Source organism: Arthrobacter sp. W4I7, from assembly GCF_030816215.1.
Taxonomy (GTDB): Bacteria; Actinomycetota; Actinomycetes; order Actinomycetales; family Micrococcaceae; genus Arthrobacter; species Arthrobacter siccitolerans_A.
The window spans coordinates 1677212-1697732 of record NZ_JAUSXU010000001.1 but is presented as its reverse complement, the minus strand read 5'-3'; the positions used below and the strand labels follow the sequence as shown (position 1 = coordinate 1697732).

Below are 20521 nucleotides of genomic sequence, written 5' to 3'. Positions count from 1 at the left end.
AGGTCAGGCGAACGGGAGGACAAGCTCCGCGTAGCGTTCCTTGACTGTGGCCAGGACGGTGTTGCCGTCCGTGTCCCAGATGTCCTGATTGAAGATTTCGACTTCGATGTCACCGGTGTAGCCGGCGTCGCGCACCCAGGTGCCGATGGTGGCAAAGTCCACTACGCCGTCGCCCATGTACCCGCGGGACAGCAGCGGATCTGCGGCGATGGGCATGTTGAAGTCGCACACCTGGTAGGAGGCGATGCGGTTTTCGCGTCCCGCGCGCTCGATCTGCGCCTTTAGCTCGGGGTCCCACCAGACATGGAAGGTATCGACGGCGACACCCACCGTTGACGCATCGAAGGGCGCTGCGAGGTCCAGGGCCTGCCCCAGGGTGGAGATCAGGGCACGGTCCGCTGCGTACATCGGGTGTAGCGGTTCCAGGACCAGGCGGACGCCCTGTTCGGCGGCGAAAGGAACCAGGTCGGCGAGCCGGTCTGCGACTCGCCGACGGGCCGCCACTACGTCCTTCTCCCCCGGCGCCAGTCCGCCCACCACCAGGAACAGTTCCTTGGTGTCCAGGGCAACGGCTTCGAGGATGGCGGCGCGGTTGTCCGCAAGGGCAGCAGCCTGACCTTCCGGGTCGGCAGCGGTGAGGAACCCGCCGCGGCACAGAGAGGAAACCCGAAGTCCGGCGTCCTTGATCAGGCGCGCGGCCTTGTCCAGACCGGCTTCCTCCACGCGGTCCCGCCAGGGCCCGATGGAAGGGATGCCGGCGTTTACGCAGCCGTCAACCACCTGCGCGAGGGTCCATTTCTTGGTGGTGGCACTGTTAATGGCCAGGCGCGAGAAGTCGGACGTCCCTGAATTGATTGTCATACTCCCACCCCGTTGATGCGCAGGTAGTCGGACATCCGGAAGGCAGCCAGTGCCGGGTCCCGCAGCAGTCCGGCCTGGTCCGCCAGTTCGAAGGTCTTGGCGAGGTGGCATACCGAGCGGCCGGAGTGCAGCCCGCCCACCATCTGGAAGCCCTGCTGCTTGCCGTTGAGCCAGGACATAAACGCGATCCCGGTCTTGTAGTAAAACGTGGGTGCGCTGAAGATGTGCTTGCCCAGTTCGCGGGTGGAGTCCAGGATTTCGCGGGCCTTGGCGGCGTTGCCGGCGTCGTAGTTCTGCAGGGCCACCGAAGCGGCGGGGTAGATGGCCGCGAAGATGCCCAGCAGGGCGTCCGAGTGGTGACTGCCGTCGCCGTCGATCAGTTCGGGGTAGTTGAAGTCGTCCCCGGTGTAGAGGCGGACGCTTTCCGGCAGGGCAGCGCGCAGGGCCACTTCGTGGCTGGCGTCGAGCAGCGAGACTTTGACGCCGTCCACCTTGGCAGCGTTGTCCTTGATGAGCCCAAGGAACGTTTCGGTGGCCGTGGCGACGTCGTCCGAACCCCAGTAGCCGGCGAGCGCGGGATCGAACATGGTGCCCAGCCAGTGGAGGATCACGGGCTGGTCCACTTCCTGCAGCAGCGCGGAGTACACCTTCAGGTAGTCCTCCGGCCCGCTGGCAACTTTGGCCAGGGCGCGCGAGGCCATGATGATGACCTTCGGCCCGGCCTCGGTGATCACGGCAACCTGCTCGCGGTAGGCCTCCAGGACGGCTTTGAGTCCGGCTTCGCCGAACGGCAGGGAGTCAATGTCCAGCTGGTCGGTGCCCGCGCCGCAGGACACCAGGTCCCGGACGGACTTGCCCGCCGTGGCTGCACTGCCGGACGAAACCACCGAAGCGGCCTCCACCCCGGTGCGCTTGATGAGCTGCTGGGTGGCTGCCCAGTCCAGGCCCATGCCGCGCTGGGCTGTGTCCATGGCGTCGGCAACGCCCAGGCCGTAGGACCACAGCTCGTGGCGGTAGGCCATAGTGGCTTCCCAATCGAGCCGGGCGGGCGCACCCGGGGTGTTGTCTGCCAGGACCTCGGGGATCACATGGGCCGCAGCGTAGGCGCGGCGCGCTGTGAGCGGGGCGGAGGGGCGGGCCCAGGACGTGGCGCCCTGGAGCCGGTATTCCCGGGTGCCGCCGTCGGAGGAGGGAAGGATGAGTGAGGTCATTAGAGCGTGATCTCCGGGATGTCGATGGTGCGGCGTTCGTCGTTGGACTGCAGGCCGAGCTCGGCGAGCTGGACGCCGCGGGCTGCGGAGAGCAGGCCGAAGCGGTGCTCGCGGCCGGCGACGACGTCGCGGAGGAACTCTTCCCACTGCAGCTTGAAGCCATTGTCCAGCTCAGCGTTGGCCGGGACTTCCTGCCACTGGTCGCGGAAGGACTCCGTGACGGGCAGGTCCGGGTTCCACACGGGCTTCGGGGTGTGGGCGCGCTGCTGGGCAACGCACTTGTTCAGCCCTGCGACGGCGGAGCCGTGCGTGCCGTCGATCTGGAATTCCACCAGCTCGTCGCGGTAGACGCGGACGGCCCAGGAGGAGTTGATTTGGCCGACGACAGCCTCGCCGGCGGGGGTTTCGAGTTCGAAGATGCCGTAGGAGGCGTCATCGGCCGTGGCCTTGTATTCCTTGCCGGCTTCGTCCCACCGGGCGGGGATGTGGGTGGCTGTCTTGGCGTTGACGCTCTTGACCTTGCCGATAATGCCCTCAAGGACGTAGTTCCAGTGGCAGAACATGTCCGTGGTCATTCCGCCGCCGTCCTCCTTGCGGTAGTTCCAGGACGGGCGCTGTGCTGCCTGCACATCGCCTTCGAAGACCCAGTAGCCGAATTCGCCGCGGATCGAGAGGATGCGGCCAAAGAAGCCTTCATCCACCAGGCGGCGGAGCTTGACCAGGCCGGGCAGATACAGCTTGTCGTGGACAACGCCGGCGGTGACACCGGATTCCTTGCCGATGCGGGCGAGCTCGATGGCTTCCTCGAGGCTTTCGGCCGTGGGCTTCTCGGTGAAGATGTGCTTGCCGGCGAGCATGGCCTTTTTCAGGGTGGCTGCGCGGAGGCTGGTCATGGAGGCATCGAAGACGATGTCAACGGTGGGGTCGTTGATCACGGCGTCCAGATCGGTGCTCCACTCGGAGACCTTGTGTTTTTCGGCCAGTTCGCGGATCTTGGCTTCGTTGCGGCCCACCAGGATGGGCTCCACCTGGACACGGGTGCCGTCCTCCAGCGCGAAGCCGCCGGCATCGCGGATCGGAAGGATGGAGCGCAGCAGATGCTGGCGGTAACCCATCCGGCCGGTGATGCCGTTCATGGCGATGCGGATTGTTTTTGTCTCGAAGCCCATAAGTCCTCCACGGTGAGTGAGCAGTTCTACTCAAGCTGATTCGGGAAAGCGCATTCCCACTGCGTCAATCATGCACCGCCCCAGACTTATTGGCAAGCGCTTTCCAGAACCATCTGAAAACTGCCATAATGTGGTTACGCTTAATGACCCTACAAAGCCGATCAGGAGACGCTGTGGCTGCAAGTACCCTTACCGAGGTGGCGCGGCTGGCTGGGGTATCCCCGGCCACTGCCAGCCGGGTCCTCAACGGCTCCGCACGCAAGCCCGGGCCGGACATTGCAGACCGGGTCCGCCAGGCCGCGGACTCGCTCGGATACATCCCCAACGCGCAGGCCCAGGGGCTGGCGAAGTCCAGCTCGGGACTGATCGGCCTGATCGTCCACGACATCGCCGACCCCTATTTCGCCGCCATCGCCCGCGGCGTGCAGGAAGCAGCCCGCGAGCAGCGCAGGATGGTCCTGCTCGCCACCACCGGCGGCGCCCCGGCGGAGGAAAAGGAAGCAGTAGCCGCTTTCGCCGCACGCCGCGCTGATTCGATCGTCATCGCCGGCTCCCGCTCCTCCCAGCCGGAGAACAAGGAAGGCAACGCCGAACTGGCCGCAGAACTGGACAGGTACTGCCGCAACGGCGGCCGGGTAGCTGTGGTGGGCCACCCGGTGGTGGGTGCAACAGCGGAGGTGGGCTACCACGTGGTGGCCGTCCCCAACCAGGAACTCGCCGCGGCACTGGCAGGCCAGCTCGCCGCCGGTCCGGACGCTGACTTCGTCATCATCGGCGGGCCGGAGGGACTGTTCACCTCCGACGACCGGATCCGCGGCTTCCAGGAAGGCCTGGCAGCCGCCGGGCGCAAACCTGCCGAGGTCCTGCGCACTGCCTTCAACCGGGCCGGCGGGTACGAAGCCGGGCTTAAGCTTGCTGACAGGATCAAGGCCGGCCAGGCAGAGGGCCCAGATGGTCCGGCCGGACGGAAACTGTGCATCTTTGCCGTCAATGACGTGATGGCCATCGGGGCCGCGGCCGCGCTCCGTTCCCAGGGGCTCCGGATCCCGCGGGATGCCACCATCGCCGGTTTTGACGACATCGAAACGCTCCGGGATTTCCGCCCCGCACTCTCCACTGTGCGCCTGCCGCTGGAAGAAATCGGGCGCCTGGCCACCCGCGCCACGGCTCCTGGCGCAACGGGCGGTGGTGAGGACATTTCCGGTGATGCGAGTGCCGGTTCCGGTGAGGCAGGGCACGACGGCGGGCGGCACCAGCCCATCACCGGCGAAGTCACGCTTCGGCGCAGCACAGAAACGGTCGCCTGACGGTGGCGCTGCAGCTGACGGCGGTGCCGTCCCGCGCAGGATCCGGAGACCGGCCCGCCGTCCTGGTCCTCCCCGGTGGCGGCTATGGCCGCCAGGCAGACCATGAGGCCGAGCCGGTTGCCGAATGGCTGGCCGGGCTGGGGATTCACGGTTTCGTGCTGCGGTACCGGGTTGCCCCGGACCGGCACCCGGCTCCGCTTGAAGATGCAAAGGAGGCAATGCTGCAGATCCGCAGTGGTGCCCAGGGGTTGGCGGTCGATCCCCGGCGTGTAGGCGTACTCGGGTTTTCCGCCGGCGGACACCTCGCAGCGACGTTGTCCACTGCAGTGGCCACCGGCAGCACCCGGCTCGACGTTCCGGAGGCAATCCCGGACCTCACAGTGCTGTGCTATCCGGTGGTGTCGTATACCCATGCGGTGCACCAGGGCTCCGTGGACAACCTTCTGGGCCAGTCGCCGTCGGAGGCCCTCCTTGCCGAACTGTCCGCCGAGCTGCAGGTCACCCCTGAAACGCCGCCCGCGTTCGTCTGGCACACGGCGGACGACGCCGCCGTGCCGGTCAGCCACAGCCTGGGCTACACCTCGGCCCTGTATAACGCCGGCGTGCCCGCCGAACTGCACGTTTTTCCCGAGGGCCGCCACGGGCTGGGCCTGGCGGAGGAGCAACCCGGCGCGGACCTGTGGCCCGCGCTCTGTGCCGGCTGGCTGGAGCGCGCCGGCTGGACGGCGCCTTAGCCGGGTCTCTCCGCTCATCAACGCGGCAGCCGCCCGGAAGCGGCAGGCCGGCCCGAACCAGGACTAGCTAGCCAAACGCCTGGATGGTCCATTCGGCGGTGTGCGTCCTGCCAAGCTGCAGATGGACCAGGTCGGTGCCGGAGTTGAATGCGTCCGGCGGGCAGTCATGGGCTCAACTGCCAGACCGAGCCGGTCCGGCCCTACCGGCTTGTCCGCCGTATGGATCTGGACCCAGGGCCATTCGGCTCCCCACTCCAGCTCCACTCCTGTTCCTGAAGGGTCCTGGACGCGAACACGGGCACGCCCGTCAGATCCGCGCGCAAGGCCGGTGAAAGCGTGGTCGATCCTGACGGGCCCGAGCCGACGGGGGCTGCGGAAGCCGAACTCGTACCGGTCCACGCTTCGCAGACCCACGGGAAGCAAACGGTCAGTGGTCACCTCAAGGAACTCCGCAGCCGGCAGCTCCAGCGTCCAGTCATCCAAGATGGAGGTGCCCGCCACCAGGTATGGATACGGACGAACGCCGTACGGGGCGGTCACAGTGCCGACGTTCGCGGCCCGCACGGTGCTGAGAAGCCCGTTCGCCGTCACCCTGTAGGTGATGGAAAGGTCCAGCTCCCCCGCATATCCTGCGCCCGGGCAATCCGGCAGCCCAATTTGTTAGCGCTCATGATCCTATCGCAGGGAGCCGCTTTTTCCGCCCCGGGGTGGCCGCCAAGAGTCCTCCCCGGTCACAGCAGAACAGTGGCTAGAGTTGCGGCATGGTGAACCGCGAACTCCTCGAGCTCATCCGCAGCCAGCTCCGCGGCCGGGCAGATCCGGTACGGGCTTCGGGCGTGCAGGCATACATGAAATCCATCATGCCCTCGCTCGGCGTCAGGGTGCCGGAGGTGCGCCGGCTGACGGCAGCGGCGGTTGCCCGCTATCCGTTCGGCTCCGGCGGCCAGCTTCGGGCCACGGCCCTGGAACTGTGGCGCACCGCCGGGTTCCGGGAGGAACGGTATGCGGCCATCGACCTGACCGCGGGCAGGCTGGTGGCCACGGACCTGCTGATGCTTCCGGTCTACGAGGAGATCATCCGCCACGGGGCGTGGTGGGACTTTGCTGACGGCGTGGCCGGCCGCATCTGTGCGCTGCTGCAGGCCAACCGGCCGGAAATGACCGCCGTTGTTCTGGGCTGGAGCACTGATGCGGACTTCTGGATCAGGCGCGCTTCCCTCACCGCGCAGCTCAAGGCCAAGGCGCGCACCGATCCTGAACTCCTCCGCAGCGTCATCGAGGTGAACCTGGCTGACCCCGAATTCTTCATCCGCAAGGCGATTGGCTGGGCTCTGCGGGAATACGCGAAGACAGCACCGGAGTGGGTGGCACACTTTGTGGCCGGGCACGAGGGCAACATCAGCCCGCTGTCCCGCCGTGAGGCACTGAAGAACCTGCCTAGATGACCGGCCGTTCGACCACCGGGTCCGCACTCTTCCGAAAGAGGCTCCGCGTGCGGGGATCCCAGAAAATCAGGTAGAGGCCGAACAGCAGGCCGGTGAGGGCAGCGGCGACACGTGCCAGGGCCAGCGCCAGCCCAAGGTCGGCGGTCTGAAGATAGGGGAAGACTTCCAGCTGGTCGGAAATGGCATAGATCATAAAGAACGAGACCACAAAGTAGAGGGCCTTGACCTGCCAGTCGTTCCTGATTCCCGTCACGGCGAACAACGGAATGAGCCACACCACGTACCAGGACTGGATCATGGGCGCCAGGACAACAATCGCCGCGAACGCAAGGGTGAGCCGGCGGATGAGGCGGTCATGCCCGCCGCGGAAGATCTGCCAGGCGGCGATGCCCACCGCCAGCAACTTCCCGGCGTCGAACACCCACCCGGCAAGGACCAGCCCGTTCAGCCCAAACGCATTGGCCAGCGAGGCGACCACCATGCCGATCAGCCCCACCGGCGCGTACCAGATGTAGATACTTCCCGGGGCGGAAAGCCCGTTGATCCAGCCGAACCCAAAACCGTTGACGAGGCTCATCAGCACCAGGATGCCCAGGCTCAGTCCTGCTGTCAGGCCCCAGAAGGCAAACTTCCGAAGCCAGCCGGCTTCTTTCCCTGCCCACAGGAGCCCAATGAACGGCAGGAAAACGATGGTGATGGGCTTGACGGCTATGGACAGCGTCACCAGGACGATGCCACGGACCACACGCCGCGTGGCCGAGTAATAGATGCCGGCAAGGGCCAGCCCGATCATGAGCGCATCGTTGTGGACGCTGGCGATGAAGTTGGTCAGGAACAGTGGATTGGCGGCCGTCAGCCAGAGCGCCCGGTTGGGGTTGACGCCGTGCAGCTCAGCGAGTTTGGGCACGTAGATCACGCACAGGACCACGCCGGCCACGGCCACCAGCCGGAACAGCATCACGCTGGCCTCAGGCTGGACATTGGTGGACCACACCACAAACTGCTCGATCCACAGGAACAGCTGGCCGTAGGGAACCGGGGCTTCGGTCCACATCTTGTCGGCACCCAGCTGGAAGTAGTTGGACAGGGCCGAGATGCCGTTCTCGTACGGGTTAAACCCCTCCACCATCAGGCGGCCCTGCCCGATGTACGCGTAGACGTCACGGCTGAACAACGGGACGCTGAACATCATGGGCAGCCCCCAGGCCACCACTGCCATCAGCGTCGCCCGGCGGGCCTGGTCTCCCCACACGCGGATGCGCTGGCCCAGCCGCAGCCAGGCGCGCACCAGGAGCATTCCGCCTACTGCGAGCAGGATGATGGAGAGGGCAACGCCGCCAGCTTCGGCCCGCATCCAGATGAACAGCGGCATCCTGCGGAGTTCGGAAACGGGGGCCAGCCAGCCCACCCCCAGGGACCCGATCAGCATAAACATCGAGCCCACGAATCCGGCCAGGAGCGGCGAGCGGGGATTATCGACCTCGGCCCCGTCTGCTGCAGCAGTGTCCGCGGCAGCCAGTTCCCCCGCTGCAGGCACAGGCGCCGTCATCTCAGGATGGTCCAATCTGTTGCGTTTGCGCGATTCTGCCCGGCGGGCCGCATAGCCGGCACAAGCGGGTTACAACGACAGCAAGTGGTCCCGCCGCGTACCCGAAATCCTAGCACCGGCGGGCACCAGGGAGGTGTAACGGTAGGCTGGTCCGGTGCCTATATCTAACGAACGAATCGTCTGGATCGACTGCGAAATGACCGGTCTGGACATCAAGAATGATGCCTTGATCGAGGTTGCCGCGCTGGTCACCGACTCGGAACTGAACATCCTCGGCGACGGCGTGGACGTCGTGATCAAACCGGACGACGCCGCCCTGGCCCAGATGAACGACTTCGTCCGGGACATGCACACCAAATCGGGCCTGCTCAAGGAACTCCCCCACGGCATCACCATGGCGGAGGCCGAATTGGCGGTGATGGAATACATCTCAAAGTGGGTGCCGGATCCCCGCAAGGCACCTTTGGGCGGCAACTCGGTGGGAACGGACCGCGTCTTCCTCTCCCGCGACATGCCGGCCGTGGTGGAGCACCTCCACTACCGCGTGATTGATGTCAGCACCATCAAGGAACTCTCCCGCCGCTGGTTTGCCAGAGCCTACTTCCAATCGCCGGCGAAAAAGGGCGGCCACCGGGCCCTGGGCGACATCCAGGACTCCATTGATGAGCTGCGCTACTACCGGGACGCGGTCTTCGTGCCGCCGCCCGGACCGGACAGCGCCACGGCCCAGCAGATCGCCAGGCGCATCACCAGTCCCGCGGACGGACAGCAGGCAGGAGCGTAATCTGCGCCACGTTTGCCGGAAATTTCGTTGAAATCGGCAAAAGTGGACGAAGCACCCCTGAAGAGCAGGTAAGCTATTTGAGTTGCCTTTCCAGAGAGCCGTTAGCCGGTAAATCTGCAGGGCGCATGGTGGGCTTAGCTCAGTTGGCAGAGCGCCTGGTTGTGGTCCAGGAGGTCGCGGGTTCAACCCCCGTAGCTCACCCTCAGCGGATGGTATTGACCATCCAGCAAGGAGGCCGCACCGGATATCCGGTGCGGCCTCCTTTGTTTTGCATCAACTGCTTCTGCACTGCATACCGCCGGAGGACCGCGAGATGACTGTTCTGCCCATCACCATCTGGGGCGAGCCCGTACTTCACCGGCGGGCGGCCGAAGTTGAAGTCTTCGACGACGAGCTGCGGACCCTGATTGCGGACATGTTCGAAACAAACGATGCCGCCAACGGCGTCGGCCTCGCCGCACCGCAGGTGGGAGTCGGCAAGAGGATCTTCATCTACAAATACGCCAATGACGACGGCGCTCCCCCCACCGGCGTGCTGGTGAACCCGGTCCTCACGTTGTCGAAGATCTCCGGCGCCGTCCCGGATCCCGACGAGGAGGAAGAGGGCTGCCTGTCCTTCCCCGGCGGAGTGTACCCCCTCAAGCGGGCAGAGTGGGCGCGCGTGGAAGGTTTTGACGGCTTCGGCCAGCCGGTGAGGTTTGAGGCCACGGGCTGGTTCGCCCGGGTCATCCAGCACGAGTACGACCACCTTGACGGGAAGCTCTACGTCAACCGCCTCATGGACCGCTATGCGCGCAAAGCGCTGAAGCAGGCCAAGAAGAGCGGCTGGGGAGTTCCCGGGCTGACGTGGATGCCGGGCGTTGACCCGGACCCCTTCGGACATTAGGCACGACGGCGACACGCGGCCTGGCTGCCTTTGCCCGCCCGGGCCTCTGGCTGGCGAGGCAGGAGACCTGGCCGCCTGCGCTTAGCGGGCTGACACCGTCTGCTGGTCCGGGCAGGACCCCAGGACGCGCTTCATGGCATCCTTTTCCGCTTCCGTGACCCAGAGGCCGTAGGCTACCTTGACGGAAATTTGGCGGGCGACGTAATGGCAACGGAGTGACGTGTTTTTCGGCAGCCAGGTGGCGGCGTCGCCGGCGCTTTTCTGCTGGTTCGCCGGTCCGTCGGCGGCGATGAGGTTCAGCGGATCGTTGGCGAGGCTCTGCCGCTGCGCGGCAGTGAGCCCCTGGGCGCCCTTTTGCCAGGCGTCTCCCAAAGCGACCACATGATCAATCTGGACCGCCCGGCTGCTGTCGGAGCCGCGCCGGAAGTCCACGAACTGGCCTGTATAGGGCTCCCGGAAGGAGCCGGCTGCCACCCGGCATTTGGAGCCTTCAACGAATACCACGCCGGCCAGGTCCCGCCGCAGAATGTCGTTGCGTGTATCGCAGCCGTTCCGGTCAACGTCCTGCCAGGCCTGGCCAAAGGCTTCCCGGTCGTACGAGTCCTTGGCGGCGCGTCCTTTTACGGCAAGGCTGTTCAGTGCCGAGAGTGCAGTGCCTTCGGGCACTGGGTGCACCGGCACCACAGGTTTCATCCAGGCCGGATCAAAAACGGGAGCCTCTGTAGGCCCGGAAGGGGCCGGCCCGGCAACGGCAAACTGGCCGGCGGCGAAGAACCAGAACAGTGCGGCGAGTGCCGAAAGGGCGGCCAGCACCAGGACTGCCCACGCCTGCCGGGAACGCCGGCGGGGCACGCCGGTAGGCGGACCAGGTCACGGTCATGGGGCTTCGGCCCGTCCTGTGTCGTCATGCACCAGAAGAGCCTAGGACACCGGCCCGCCATCCTTGCAGATATCCACACTGTGGAGGGCGAGTGAAAGGTCACATCGGACGGTGGCTACTGCTCCCGCATCACCCGCCGGAGGTCCTCCTCGGCAATGGCCAGGAGTCCCTCAAGCTGCCGCACCCGATCCTCGCCGACGTCCCCGCTGGCGTGCCCGGCGCGGGCGCCTTCCAGCAGCCGGACGGCTTCTTTGTGGTTGGCCTTGGCCACGTCCAGGGCGTGTTCCAGGGTGGTTTCGTGCTCAAGCGTCGAATCTTTTTCCATTGCACCAGTGTGGTCCCGTTTCCCGGCTGATTCCAGCGAATCAGCCGGGAAATCCGGACAACCGGCCCGTGGGGCGGATCAGACGGCGATGGCCGCCAGGGCTGAGGCCGTTTCCTTGGCAGGGAAGGACGGCGGGTTGACACCGGCCATTTCCTCCATGACGCGGACCACCTGGCAGCTGTAACCGAACTCGTTGTCGTACCAGACGTAGAGCACCAGGTTCTTCTCGTTGGAGATGGTGGCAAGGCCGTCCACGATGCCCGCACGCCGGGAACCAACGAAGTCCGTGGAAACAACCTCCGGCGAATCGATGTAGTCGATCTGCTTGCGCAGGTCCGAGTGCAGCGACATCTCCCGCAGGTATTCGTTGACCTCGTCCTTGGTGGTCCCGTTTTCCAGGCTCAGGTTCAGGATGGCCAGGGAAACGTCCGGGGTGGGGACGCGGATGGAGCTGCCGGTGAGCTTGCCCAGCAGCTCGGGCAGGGCCTTGGCCACGGCCTTGGCGGCGCCCGTTTCGGTGATCACCATGTTCAGCGCGGCGGAGCGGCCGCGGCGGTCGCCTTTGTGGAAGTTGTCAATCAGGTTCTGGTCGTTCGTGAAGGAGTGGACCGTCTCGACGTGGCCGTGGACCACGCCGAACTTGTCGTTGATGGCCTTCAGGACCGGAGTGATGGCGTTCGTGGTGCAGGAAGCCGCGGATACGATCTGGTCCGCGGCCTTGATGGTGCGGTGGTTGATGCCGTGGACGATGTTCTTCAGTTCGCCCTTGCCCGGGGCAGTGAGGAGAACCCGTGCCACGCCCTTGCTCTGCAGGTGCTGGGACAGGCCTTCGGCGTCGCGCCAGCGGCCTGTGTTGTCCACCACGAGCGCATTGCTGATCCCGTAGGCGGTGTAGTCGATGGTGGCGGGGTTGTCCGAGTAGATGACCTGCACCTGGACACCGTTGGCGGTGATGGTGTTGGCTGCCTCGTCAACGCGGATGGTGCCCTCGAAGGAGCCGTGGACCGAGTCGCGGCGCAGCAGGCTGGCGCGCTTGGACAGATCGTTGTCGGAACCCCTGCGGACCACGATGGCGCGCAGCCGCAGGCCGTGGCCGCCGCCGGCCTTTTCGATCAGGAGGCGGGCCAGGAGCCGGCCGATACGGCCAAAGCCGTAGAGCACAACATCGGTGCTGGTGCGGTCGTCGCCGCCGCGCTTGCCCACGATCTCAGCGAGCTCTTGGCGGAGGAACTCCTCCAGGGTGGCGTCGCCGCCCTCTTCCTTGAACTTCTGGTTCAGCCGGGCGATGTCGATCGCTGCAGCACCAAGCTCCAGCCCCGCCAGGGTGTTCAGGAGCGGAGCGGTTTCCTCCAGCAGCAATTCATCCTTGCTCATTCTGCGCGCGAAGCGGTGCGCCTTCAGGATGTTCATGGTGGACTTGTTGATCAGGCTCCGGCCGTGGATGCTGGTGACCACGTTGTTGTCGCGGTACAGCCGGCCGATCACCGGAATCATGGCCTCGGCGAGGGCCTCGCGGCCCATCCACGTATCAAGACAAGAATCTGACGTCTGGCTCACAGAAATACCTTCCTCGGTTCAGCCGCGTACGTCCTCGTACACGGATGTCGGCCACCTGATGATGTCCAGGGGCACCGGCACCTGCGGGGGTTGTTCCCTAGGCGCCTGGATTGTGTGCAAAAGAAAACCGCCGGCTGCGAACGCAACTCCGGCGGAAGAACTCCTGCGTCCGTTATCCATTCTAAATTGGCAGAGTGCCCCGGGACGGCCCGAGCCGCGTGAAATCACTCACACAGGGTTCGGTGGCATGGGCCGCTTTAGTTGTGGAGTGCGGAATACAGGTTAAGGCTTGCGGAGAACACCACCCACGAAAAGTAGGGCAGCAGCAGCAGGCCGGCCCAGGTATGGACCGGGCCGGCTTCCACAATCAGCAGGGCCAGGACGACGGCCAGCGCGCAGATGACGGCGAAGGCCAGCCACAGGGCAGCGGAACCGAGCGTGGGGTACATGGCAAAGAACATGAATGGCCACGCCAGGTTAAGCAACAGCTGCAGGCAGAAGGACCAAAGGAGATTGCCTGTCAGTGCCCGCCTGCGCCACACCAGCCAGGCGGACAGTCCGATGCAGGCGTAGAGTCCGCTCCATACTGTCCGGAACATCCACCCGGCAGGCATCCACGGCGCCTTGGCGGAGGCGGCGAACCAGCCGCTCGAGTGGAGGATGATCGGGATGGAGGCGAGCATGCACACTGCATAGGAAAGGGCCAGGAATCCGGCCAGGGCCGCCACTTGCCTGCCGGTTGAGGGGACGGGCCGTCCTGCGGTTACAGGGACGGCTTGTCCATCAGGATTAACGGGCACGGTCCAGCATCCCCAACACAGCTTCCAAGGTCAAACGGGATTGGATGGACGGGTTGACCGATACGCCGGGTTCTGTGCTCCCTTTCCGTTGCCGGCACGGGAGTAGCGGCCATCCATCTACGAACGCCGTTGCCGGCGCCCTCCAGCGGCCTACCCGGACACTCGGGCGGGCAGCCCTCGAACGTGTCCTGTCTGGCCTTGCTCCGGGTGGGGTTTACCTAGCCTTCCCGGTCACCCGGGAAGCTGGTGGTCTCTTACACCACCGTTTCACCCTTACCTGTTTCGTGCCGCTTTCAAACCGGCGCGACCCAGGCGGTCTGTTTTCTGTGGCACTGGCCTGCGGGTTACCCCGAGTGGGCGTTACCCACCACCCTGCCCTGTGGAGCCCGGACGTTCCTCGAGCCACTTTCGTGACGCGCGGCCGCCTGGTCAACCCATCCGGTTCCAGTCTACCGGCGATGGGTGCTTACCCTGCGCCGGTAGGATCGGACGGTGCTGATTTTGCTTCCCCCTTCCGAAGGCAAGACCCCCGCGGTCCGCGGATCCGCGGTCGACTGGCCTTCCCTCAGCTTTCCGCAGCTGAACACCTACCGGGCAAAAGTGCTGGATGCGCTCGGTACGGTGAGCGCGCACGAGGATGCCCTCGCCCTGCTGGGCGTTGGAGCTTCCCTGAAGGACGACGTCGAGCGCAACACCCGGCTTCACGCGGAGCCGGCGGCTCCGGCCCACCAGATCTATTCCGGCGTGCTGTACGACGCCCTGGGCTACAAGACACTCACCGCGGCGCAGCGGCGGAAAGCCGACGAGTCCGTCCTGGTGATTTCGGCGTTGTGGGGCGCCATCCGCTTCGGCGACAGCGTTCCCGCCTACCGCCTGTCCATGGGGACTGCCCTGCCCGACGTCGGCCGCCTCGCCTCATTCTGGAAGCCGCAGCTCTCCGATGCGCTGGCTGAGTCCGCCGCCGGGCACCTGCTGGTGGATTGCCGGTCCAGTACCTATGCGGCAGCGTGGGCTCCCCCGGCGGCACAGACCGCCACGGTCAACGTCTTTACCGAGGTGAACGGCACCCGGAAGGTGGTCAGCCACTTTGCCAAGCACACACGGGGCGAGCTGGCCCGGCACCTGCTGGCGCGGCGGGGCAAGGCACCGGAGACGCCGGCGCAACTCCTCAAGGCCAGCCGCGAGAAGTGGGCGGCCGAACTCGTACCGGGTTCGGCACGGAAACCGCACGCGCTGAACATCATCCTGCCGGGCTGATCGCCCGCCTTCGACCCGCTAAGTCAGGCCCCACTCCTCCGAGCGGACCAGGATGGCGCCGGAATCAGGGCAAAACACGATGTCCTCCGCTGCAGCGGCCTTGATCTCGGCGAGATCGCCGGGGCTCAACTTCATTCCGGAGGCTTCAGAGGTGCCGTGGAACAGCCGGGCTGCCCCCACGCCACGCTTGGCCAGGGTCTTTTCGTAAACTGCCACCAGGCCGGCATCGAGCCCGGCCGCGAATTCGGCTCGGCTGGTGCGCAGCCCGGCGGCTTCCGCCTCCACCTCGGCCAACGCAGCGTCCAGCTCGGCGCGGATGCCGCCGAAGGATCCCTGGATGTCGTCCACAATCGCCTGCTGTGCCGCCTGTTTGGCGCGGAGCGTGTCAAGCCTCTCGAGGACTTCGAGTTCCACGTCCTCAAGGTCCGAGCGGCGCTTGTTCAGGGAGACAATGTCCTTCTGCAGGGCGACGAGGTCCTTGGACAGGCCAGTGCCGCTGTTTAGCCGCGCCTCGTCCCGTTCAATCCGCGAAGCAACCTGCTCCACATCCGCCTCGGCGCGCTTCAGTTCGGCCTCGGCGTCGTGCACGGCCACTTTGGCGGCCCCGAGCTCACCGTTGGCGACGGAAAGAGCGGCTTCGAGGTCCTTGATCCTGGGATCGTTCTCCAGCGTGCGGCGGCGGTTTGCAAGTGACTTCAGCCTGGCGTCCAGCCCCTGCAGCTCAAGCAACTTCAACTGTTCCGCCGGTGCTGCCTTCGCCACTGTTACCTCCGCTTGCTCCCTGCCGGCCGGAGCCGGGCACCGTACCGGCGCTTCCTAGACTCTAGCGCCTGGCCTGCTCGGCTGCCTCGCTGAGCCCCTTTCCGGATTACCGCGGGTGTGGCCCGGCGGCGGACTTCGGACGCCAGGCTCAGCCCGGAGTCAGGATGAAGTCCCAGGGATCACTGTTGGTGGTGCTGACCTGGATTTCCACGTCGTGGCCCTGGTCAGCGAGGACATTGCCCAGGGCCGCGGCTGCGGCGGGCAACCACAGCCATTCGCTGGCGAAATGCGAGACGTCCACCAGGTAGGGCCTGCCGTTCAACGCAGCTTCCCGGGCCTCGGAGGCGGGGTGGTGGCGCAGGTCCGCAGTGACGTAAACATCTGCGTTGCTGGCGCGTACCTCGTTGAAGAGCGAGTCTCCCGCGCCGCCGCATACGGCAATCCGCCGCACCAGGCCGTCCTTGTCCCCCGAAACGCGCACTCCCCCGGCGACCGAGGGCAGGATGCCGAAGACCCGGGCGGCGAAATCACCCAGCGTCATGGCCTCGGCCAGGTCCCCCACGCGTCCGATCCCTTCTTCGGGGAGGCCGTTTGCGGCAACAGTGAGCGGGGCCACGTCCTGCAGGCCCAGAGCGTCCGCGAGGACATCGGAGACACCTCCGACGGCGGAATCACCATTCGTGTGAACGGTCAGCAGGGCAGTGCCGGACTCGATAAGCCGGTGGACCGCCCGTCCTTTGGGAGTAGTGGCGGCCACTGTGGTGACCCCCCTGAGGAGCAGCGGATGGTGGGTGATCAGGAGCTCGGCACCCCATGCCACGGCCTCATCGATGACCTCGAGTGTGGGATCCACGGCAAACATGACCCGCGTGACGGGTGTGGACGGGTGCCCTGCCACCAGGCCCACTTCGTCCCAGTTCTCCGCCAGGGACTCCGGCCACAGTTCCTCAACGGCCAGGAGCAGCTCGCCCAGCGTGGGAGCCTGGGGCCGCTCAACCGCCGCTTCCTCACCGGAAGGTGCGCCGCCGTCGTGATTCTCGCCGTCGTGTTTCTCCTGGCCGGTAACGTCGGTGTCCACAGGTTCCATAGTCTTAGTTTTACCCCATCACAGCGTCCGGGCAGCGCCTTTAGGCGCGGCTGGTGGATGGCCCGGGAATCATCCGGTCCCGCCAACCATTGAAGAGGTCATGAAAACTTTTGTTTTAGGCGGAGGCTGCTTCTGGTGCCTTGACGCCGTCTACCAGAAGACCAAGGGCGTCAGCTCGGTGGTGTCCGGCTACACCGGGGGCCACGATCCCAACCCGGACTACTACTCGGTCTGCAATGGCACCACCGGGCATGCCGAGGTGGTGGCGGTGACGTTCGACGAGGACATCATCCCGGCGGAGGTCATCCTGGACATGTTCTTCGCCCTGCATGACCCCACCACCCTCAACCGCCAGGGGTACGACGTGGGCACGCAATACCGCTCGTCGATGTTTTACGAAACCACCGAAGAGAAGATCCTGTTCGAGGAAGCCATCGAACGGAACCAGGCCCTGTGGGCGCATCCCATCGTCACTGAAGTCAGCCGCCTCCCCCGGTTTTACGTCGCCGAGGAATTCCACCAGGACTACTACGCCAAGCACCCGGAGCAGGGGTACTGCCAGGTGATCATCAACCCCAAGCTCGCGAAGGCCAGGAAATATTACTCTGCATGGCTTAACGCTTAGCGGGTGTTACGCGGCCTCGTTAGGCTGACCTCAGTATTCACCCTTGACGAGATAGGCGTATCTACATGGCACGGATTTATGACGATGTGACCCAGCTGGTGGGCGGCACCCCGCTCGTTAAGCTCAACCGGCTCAGCGAGGGGCTGGATGCAACGGTTGCGGTCAAGCTCGAGTTCTACAACCCGGCCAACAGCGTGAAGGACCGCATCGGCGTCGCAATCGTGGACGCGGCGGAGAAATCAGGTGCCCTGAAGCCCGGCGGAACCATCGTGGAAGGTACCTCCGGCAACACGGGCATCGCCCTGGCCATGGTGGGTGCTGCCCGTGGCTACAAGGTCATCCTGACCATGCCGGAGACCATGTCCACCGAGCGCCGCGTTATGCTGCGCGCCTTTGGTGCCGAGATTGTGCTGACCCCGGGTTCCGAGGGCATGCGCGGCGCCGTGGAGAAGGCCCAGGAGATTGTGGCCGGCACGGAGAACTCGATCTGGGCACAGCAGTTCGCCAACGAGGCCAACCCCGAGATCCACCGCAGCACCACCGCTGAGGAAATCTGGGCCGACACGGACGGCGCCGTGGACATCTTCGTTGCCGGCATCGGCACCGGCGGAACCGTCACCGGCGTTGGCCAGGTCCTGAAGGAACGCAAGCCCGGCGTGCAGATCGTCGCCATCGAACCGAAGGACTCCGCCATCCTCAACGGCGGCGCACCCGGCCCGCACAAGATCCAGGGCATCGGCGCCAACTTCGTTCCCGAAATCCTGGACACCAATGTTTACGACGAAGTCCTGGATGCCACCCTTGAGGACTCCGTCCGCGTGGCCCGGGAACTCGGCGTCAAGGAAGGCATCCTGGGTGGCATCTCCTCCGGCGCCATCGTGTGGGGCGCCCTTGAACTGGCGAAGCGCCCGGAGAACGCGGGCAAGCTGATCGTGGCCGTGGTCTGCGACTTTGGCGAGCGTTACATCTCCACGGTGCTGTATGACGACATCCGCGGCTGATTAGAACCACCCTCCGCCCGTTTCCTGTAGAAAGAACTTTGTGGGCTTTTTCGCAAGACTGAAGGAAGACCTCGACGCCGCCCGGTCCCACGACCCGGCGGCTCGAGGTTCTTTTGAGAACTTTTTCGCCTATTCCGGCCTGCACGCCATCTGGATCCACCGCCTGACCCACCGGCTGTGGCAGACACCCAGCCTGCGGTTTCCGGCGCGGCTGCTTTCCCAGCTGGGCCGGTCCTGGACCGGCATCGAAATCCATCCGGGTGCCACGATCGGCCGGAGGTTCTTCATCGACCACGGCATGGGAGTGGTCATCGGTGAGACCGCGGAGATCGGCGAAGACGTAATGATCTACCACGGCGTCACCCTCGGTGGACGCTCGCTCGCACGGATCAAGCGCCATCCCACCATTGGGGACCGGGTGACCATCGGCGCCGGTGCCAAAATCCTCGGCCCGATCACCATCGGCCGGGACAGTGCCGTGGGCGCGAACGCGGTGGTGGTCAAGGACGCGCCGCCGGAATCCATCGTCACCGGCGTGCCCGCCAAATGGCGCCACCGGGACGCCCAGCGGGAAACCAAACCCGCAGTGGACCCGGCTGAATACGACATCGAGTACCGGATCTGACAGTTCGTGGCGGCCTTACCGCTGCCTAAGCCGGCACACAGATAAGCCAAACGGCCGGCGGTTCCAGGAGAAATCCCGGAACCGCCGGCCGTTCGCTTTGCCGCGGAGTGGCGTTAGTGCGTGTCCACTGCTTCGATCTCGGACTTGTCCTCGCCCCAAAGGGTGTGGAAGGTGCCTTCGGCGTCAACACGGCCGTAGGTGTGGGCGCCGAAGAGATCGCGCTGGCCCTGGATCAGGGCGGCAGCAACGCGCTTGCGGCGCAGTCCGTCGTAGTAGGCCAGCGACGAGGAGAAGACCGGCACCGGGATTCCCAGCTGCACGGCGGTGGCCACAACACGGCGCCAGGCCGGGACAGCCTCGGCGATGGCCTTGGTGAAGGCCGGGGCGAACAGCAGGTTGGCCGGCTTCTCGTCCGCAGCGTAGGCCTTGGTGATGTCCTTGAGGAGTTCGGCGCGGATGATGCAGCCGGCCCGCCACAGGGAAGCGATCTCGTCCAGCTTCAGGTCCCAGCCGTATTCCTTGGCGGCGGACGTGAGCATGTCCAGGCCCTGGGCGTAGGAGACGAGCTTGGAGGCGTACAGTGCCTGGCGGACGTCCTCGACGAACGTCTCCGGGATCTCGACGGAGGCTTCATTGCCGGCGAGCAGTTCCTGGCCGAGCTTGCGCTGGCCTGCCTGGGACGACAGCGCCCGGGCGAACACGGATTCGGCGATGCCTGAGACCGGGGAGCCCAGTTCCAGTGCGGAGATGACCGTCCAGCGGCCGGTGCCCTTCTGGCCGGCGGCGTCCACCACGACGTCGACGAACGGCTTGCCCGTCTTGGCGTCAACGTGGCCCAGGACCTCTGCCGAGATTTCGATCAGGAAGGAGGAGAGATCGCCCTTGTTCCACTCGGTGAAGATCTTGGACTGCTCCGCCGGCTCGATGCCTGCACCGGAGCGCAGCAGGTCGAAGGCTTCGCCGATGACCTGCATGTCGGCGTATTCGATGCCGTTGTGGACCATCTTCACGAAGTGGCCGGCGCCGTCGGTTCCCACCCAGGCGCAGCACGGTTCGCCGTCCACCTTGGCGGAGATCTTTTCCAGCAGCGGGCCGAGGGCCTTGTAGGACTCCTTGGAACCGCCCGGCATGATGGAGGGGCCGTTCAGGGCGCCTTCTTCGCCGCCGGAGACGCCGACGCCCACGAAGTGCAGGTCCTTCTTGGCCAGCGCGGCTTCGCGGCGGCGGGTGTCCTCGTAGTGGGAGTTGCCGGCGTCGATGATGATGTCGCCGGCTTCCAGCAGCGGCTCCAGCTGTTCAATGACGGAGTCAACGGGCTTGCCGGCCTTGACCATGATCAGCACGCGGCGGGGCTTCTCCAGGGAGTCGACCAGTTCCTGCAGGGTTTCGGTGCGGACAAAGTCGCCGTCCGAGCCGTGCTTTTCGAGCAGTGCGTCGGTTTTCTCCACGGACCGGTTGTGCAGTGCGACCGTGAAGCCGTTCCGGGCGAGATTGCGGGCCAGGTTGGCGCCCATCACCGCAAGGCCGGTGACACCGATGTGTGCAGACATCAAAACTCCAATTCATACTGTGCGATGGATGTGCAGCGGCTCCCTTGCGTGGAAGCACGGTTGCAGACCGAGGGTCTGAATAAAGCATATATATTCGGGCGGTCAC

The 20521-nt window shown here is 65.5% G+C and carries 20 protein-coding genes, 1 tRNA gene, 1 other RNA gene and 1 pseudogene; 10 read left to right on the top strand and 13 right to left on the bottom strand.

Going from position 1 to position 20521, the window contains the following annotated elements; all coding sequences use genetic code 11:
• Window positions 1-3 precede the first annotated feature (3 nt).
• From QF047_RS07835 to QF047_RS07825, 3 genes are read right to left on the bottom strand one after another with little or no spacing between them, the layout of a single operon-like run.
• On the bottom strand, window positions 4-861 hold the full coding sequence (locus QF047_RS07835) for a sugar phosphate isomerase/epimerase (RefSeq protein WP_307275366.1): 858 nt from the start codon (window positions 859-861) through the stop codon (window positions 4-6).
• Window positions 858-2072 carry a dihydrodipicolinate synthase family protein gene (locus tag QF047_RS07830; RefSeq protein WP_306634070.1) on the bottom strand — a complete coding sequence of 405 codons (1215 nt, stop codon included), beginning with the start codon at window positions 2070-2072 and terminating at the stop codon, window positions 858-860. Before QF047_RS07830 ends, QF047_RS07835 begins: the two co-directional genes overlap by 4 nt.
• Window positions 2072-3241 (bottom strand): Gfo/Idh/MocA family protein, encoded by a 1170-nt coding sequence (locus QF047_RS07825; protein ID WP_307275362.1) that lies wholly within the window; start codon window positions 3239-3241, stop codon window positions 2072-2074. Before QF047_RS07825 ends, QF047_RS07830 begins: the two co-directional genes overlap by 1 nt.
• A gap of 173 nt (window positions 3242-3414) precedes the next feature.
• Between QF047_RS07825 and QF047_RS07820 the strand changes: the two genes are divergently transcribed.
• Complete coding sequence (locus tag QF047_RS07820; RefSeq protein WP_307275360.1) at window positions 3415-4548, top strand: LacI family DNA-binding transcriptional regulator; 1134 nt, start codon at window positions 3415-3417, stop codon at window positions 4546-4548.
• 2 nt (window positions 4549-4550) lie between these two features.
• Window positions 4551-5282 (top strand): alpha/beta hydrolase, encoded by a 732-nt coding sequence (locus QF047_RS07815; protein ID WP_373427753.1) that lies wholly within the window; start codon window positions 4551-4553, stop codon window positions 5280-5282.
• A 63-nt stretch (window positions 5283-5345) separates the two neighbouring features.
• Here QF047_RS07815 and QF047_RS07810 read toward each other — a convergent pair whose 3' ends face one another.
• Window positions 5346-5873 carry a hypothetical protein gene (locus tag QF047_RS07810; RefSeq protein ID WP_307275358.1) on the bottom strand — a complete coding sequence of 176 codons (528 nt, stop codon included), beginning with the start codon at window positions 5871-5873 and terminating at the stop codon, window positions 5346-5348.
• Window positions 5874-6043: 170 nt separating this feature from the next.
• On the opposite strand from QF047_RS07810, the gene QF047_RS07805 reads away from it, so the two are divergent.
• Entirely contained in the window at window positions 6044-6727 is a 684-nt protein-coding gene (locus tag QF047_RS07805; RefSeq protein ID WP_307275355.1) for a DNA alkylation repair protein, read from the top strand.
• Here the strand turns inward: QF047_RS07805 and mptB are convergent.
• Window positions 6720-8276, bottom strand: coding sequence for a polyprenol phosphomannose-dependent alpha 1,6 mannosyltransferase MptB (gene mptB / locus QF047_RS07800; protein WP_306634074.1), 1557 nt, complete (start codon window positions 8274-8276; stop codon window positions 6720-6722). The genes QF047_RS07805 and mptB overlap by 8 nt on opposite strands.
• Before the next feature lie 154 nt (window positions 8277-8430).
• Between mptB and orn the strand changes: the two genes are divergently transcribed.
• The 3 genes from orn to def all read left to right on the top strand — a co-directional run bounded on the left by orn (window position 8431) and on the right by def (window position 9946).
• Window positions 8431-9060, top strand: a complete 630-nt coding sequence (gene orn, locus QF047_RS07795) for an oligoribonuclease (protein WP_307275350.1) — start codon at window positions 8431-8433, stop codon at window positions 9058-9060.
• 128 nt (window positions 9061-9188) lie between these two features.
• Window positions 9189-9261: transfer RNA gene (locus QF047_RS07790), tRNA-His, on the top strand.
• A gap of 112 nt (window positions 9262-9373) precedes the next feature.
• A complete protein-coding gene (gene def / locus QF047_RS07785) occupies window positions 9374-9946 on the top strand; it encodes a peptide deformylase (protein WP_306634078.1) in 573 nt (190 codons plus the stop codon).
• Between the two features lie 81 nt (window positions 9947-10027).
• Here the strand turns inward: def and QF047_RS07780 are convergent.
• The 5 genes and pseudogenes from QF047_RS07780 to rnpB form a co-directional block, all read right to left on the bottom strand.
• A pseudogene (locus QF047_RS07780) lies at window positions 10028-10826 on the bottom strand (HNH endonuclease family protein).
• 115 nt (window positions 10827-10941) lie between these two features.
• The gene (locus QF047_RS07775; RefSeq protein WP_307275345.1) at window positions 10942-11151 is read right to left on the bottom strand and encodes a hypothetical protein; all 210 of its coding nucleotides are present in this window, start codon (window positions 11149-11151) and stop codon (window positions 10942-10944) included.
• A gap of 78 nt (window positions 11152-11229) precedes the next feature.
• The gene (locus QF047_RS07770) at window positions 11230-12708 is read right to left on the bottom strand and encodes a glyceraldehyde-3-phosphate dehydrogenase (protein WP_307275342.1); all 1479 of its coding nucleotides are present in this window, start codon (window positions 12706-12708) and stop codon (window positions 11230-11232) included.
• Window positions 12709-12965: 257 nt separating this feature from the next.
• Window positions 12966-13436 (bottom strand): TspO/MBR family protein, encoded by a 471-nt coding sequence (locus QF047_RS07765; protein ID WP_307281833.1) that lies wholly within the window; start codon window positions 13434-13436, stop codon window positions 12966-12968.
• Between the two features lie 117 nt (window positions 13437-13553).
• An RNA gene (gene rnpB, locus QF047_RS07760) (RNase P RNA component class A) lies at window positions 13554-13945 on the bottom strand.
• Between the two features lie 55 nt (window positions 13946-14000).
• On the opposite strand from rnpB, the gene QF047_RS07755 reads away from it, so the two are divergent.
• The gene (locus QF047_RS07755; RefSeq protein WP_307275340.1) at window positions 14001-14765 is read left to right on the top strand and encodes a YaaA family protein; all 765 of its coding nucleotides are present in this window, start codon (window positions 14001-14003) and stop codon (window positions 14763-14765) included.
• Window positions 14766-14783: 18 nt separating this feature from the next.
• On the opposite strand, the gene QF047_RS07750 is transcribed toward QF047_RS07755, so the two are convergent.
• Together QF047_RS07750 and QF047_RS07745 are read right to left on the bottom strand one after the other, a co-directional pair.
• Window positions 14784-15527, bottom strand: coding sequence for a zinc ribbon domain-containing protein (locus QF047_RS07750; protein WP_307275339.1), 744 nt, complete (start codon window positions 15525-15527; stop codon window positions 14784-14786).
• 148 nt (window positions 15528-15675) lie between these two features.
• On the bottom strand, window positions 15676-16614 hold the full coding sequence (locus QF047_RS07745) for a Nif3-like dinuclear metal center hexameric protein (protein WP_307275337.1): 939 nt from the start codon (window positions 16612-16614) through the stop codon (window positions 15676-15678).
• Between the two features lie 100 nt (window positions 16615-16714).
• Here QF047_RS07745 and msrA point away from each other — a divergent pair, with 100 nt between their 5' ends.
• From msrA to epsC, 3 genes are all read left to right on the top strand, one after another.
• Window positions 16715-17239: a peptide-methionine (S)-S-oxide reductase MsrA gene (gene msrA / locus QF047_RS07740; RefSeq protein ID WP_306634090.1), complete on the top strand. Its 525-nt coding sequence runs from the start codon at window positions 16715-16717 to the stop codon at window positions 17237-17239.
• Between the two features lie 65 nt (window positions 17240-17304).
• Window positions 17305-18240, top strand: a complete 936-nt coding sequence (gene cysK / locus QF047_RS07735) for a cysteine synthase A (protein ID WP_307275333.1) — start codon at window positions 17305-17307, stop codon at window positions 18238-18240.
• A 40-nt stretch (window positions 18241-18280) separates the two neighbouring features.
• Window positions 18281-18865, top strand: coding sequence for a serine O-acetyltransferase EpsC (gene epsC / locus QF047_RS07730; protein WP_306634093.1), 585 nt, complete (start codon window positions 18281-18283; stop codon window positions 18863-18865).
• 113 nt (window positions 18866-18978) lie between these two features.
• Here epsC and gndA read toward each other — a convergent pair whose 3' ends face one another.
• The gene (gene gndA / locus QF047_RS07725; RefSeq protein WP_306634095.1) at window positions 18979-20415 is read right to left on the bottom strand and encodes an NADP-dependent phosphogluconate dehydrogenase; all 1437 of its coding nucleotides are present in this window, start codon (window positions 20413-20415) and stop codon (window positions 18979-18981) included.
• Window positions 20416-20521: the final 106 nt, after the last annotated feature.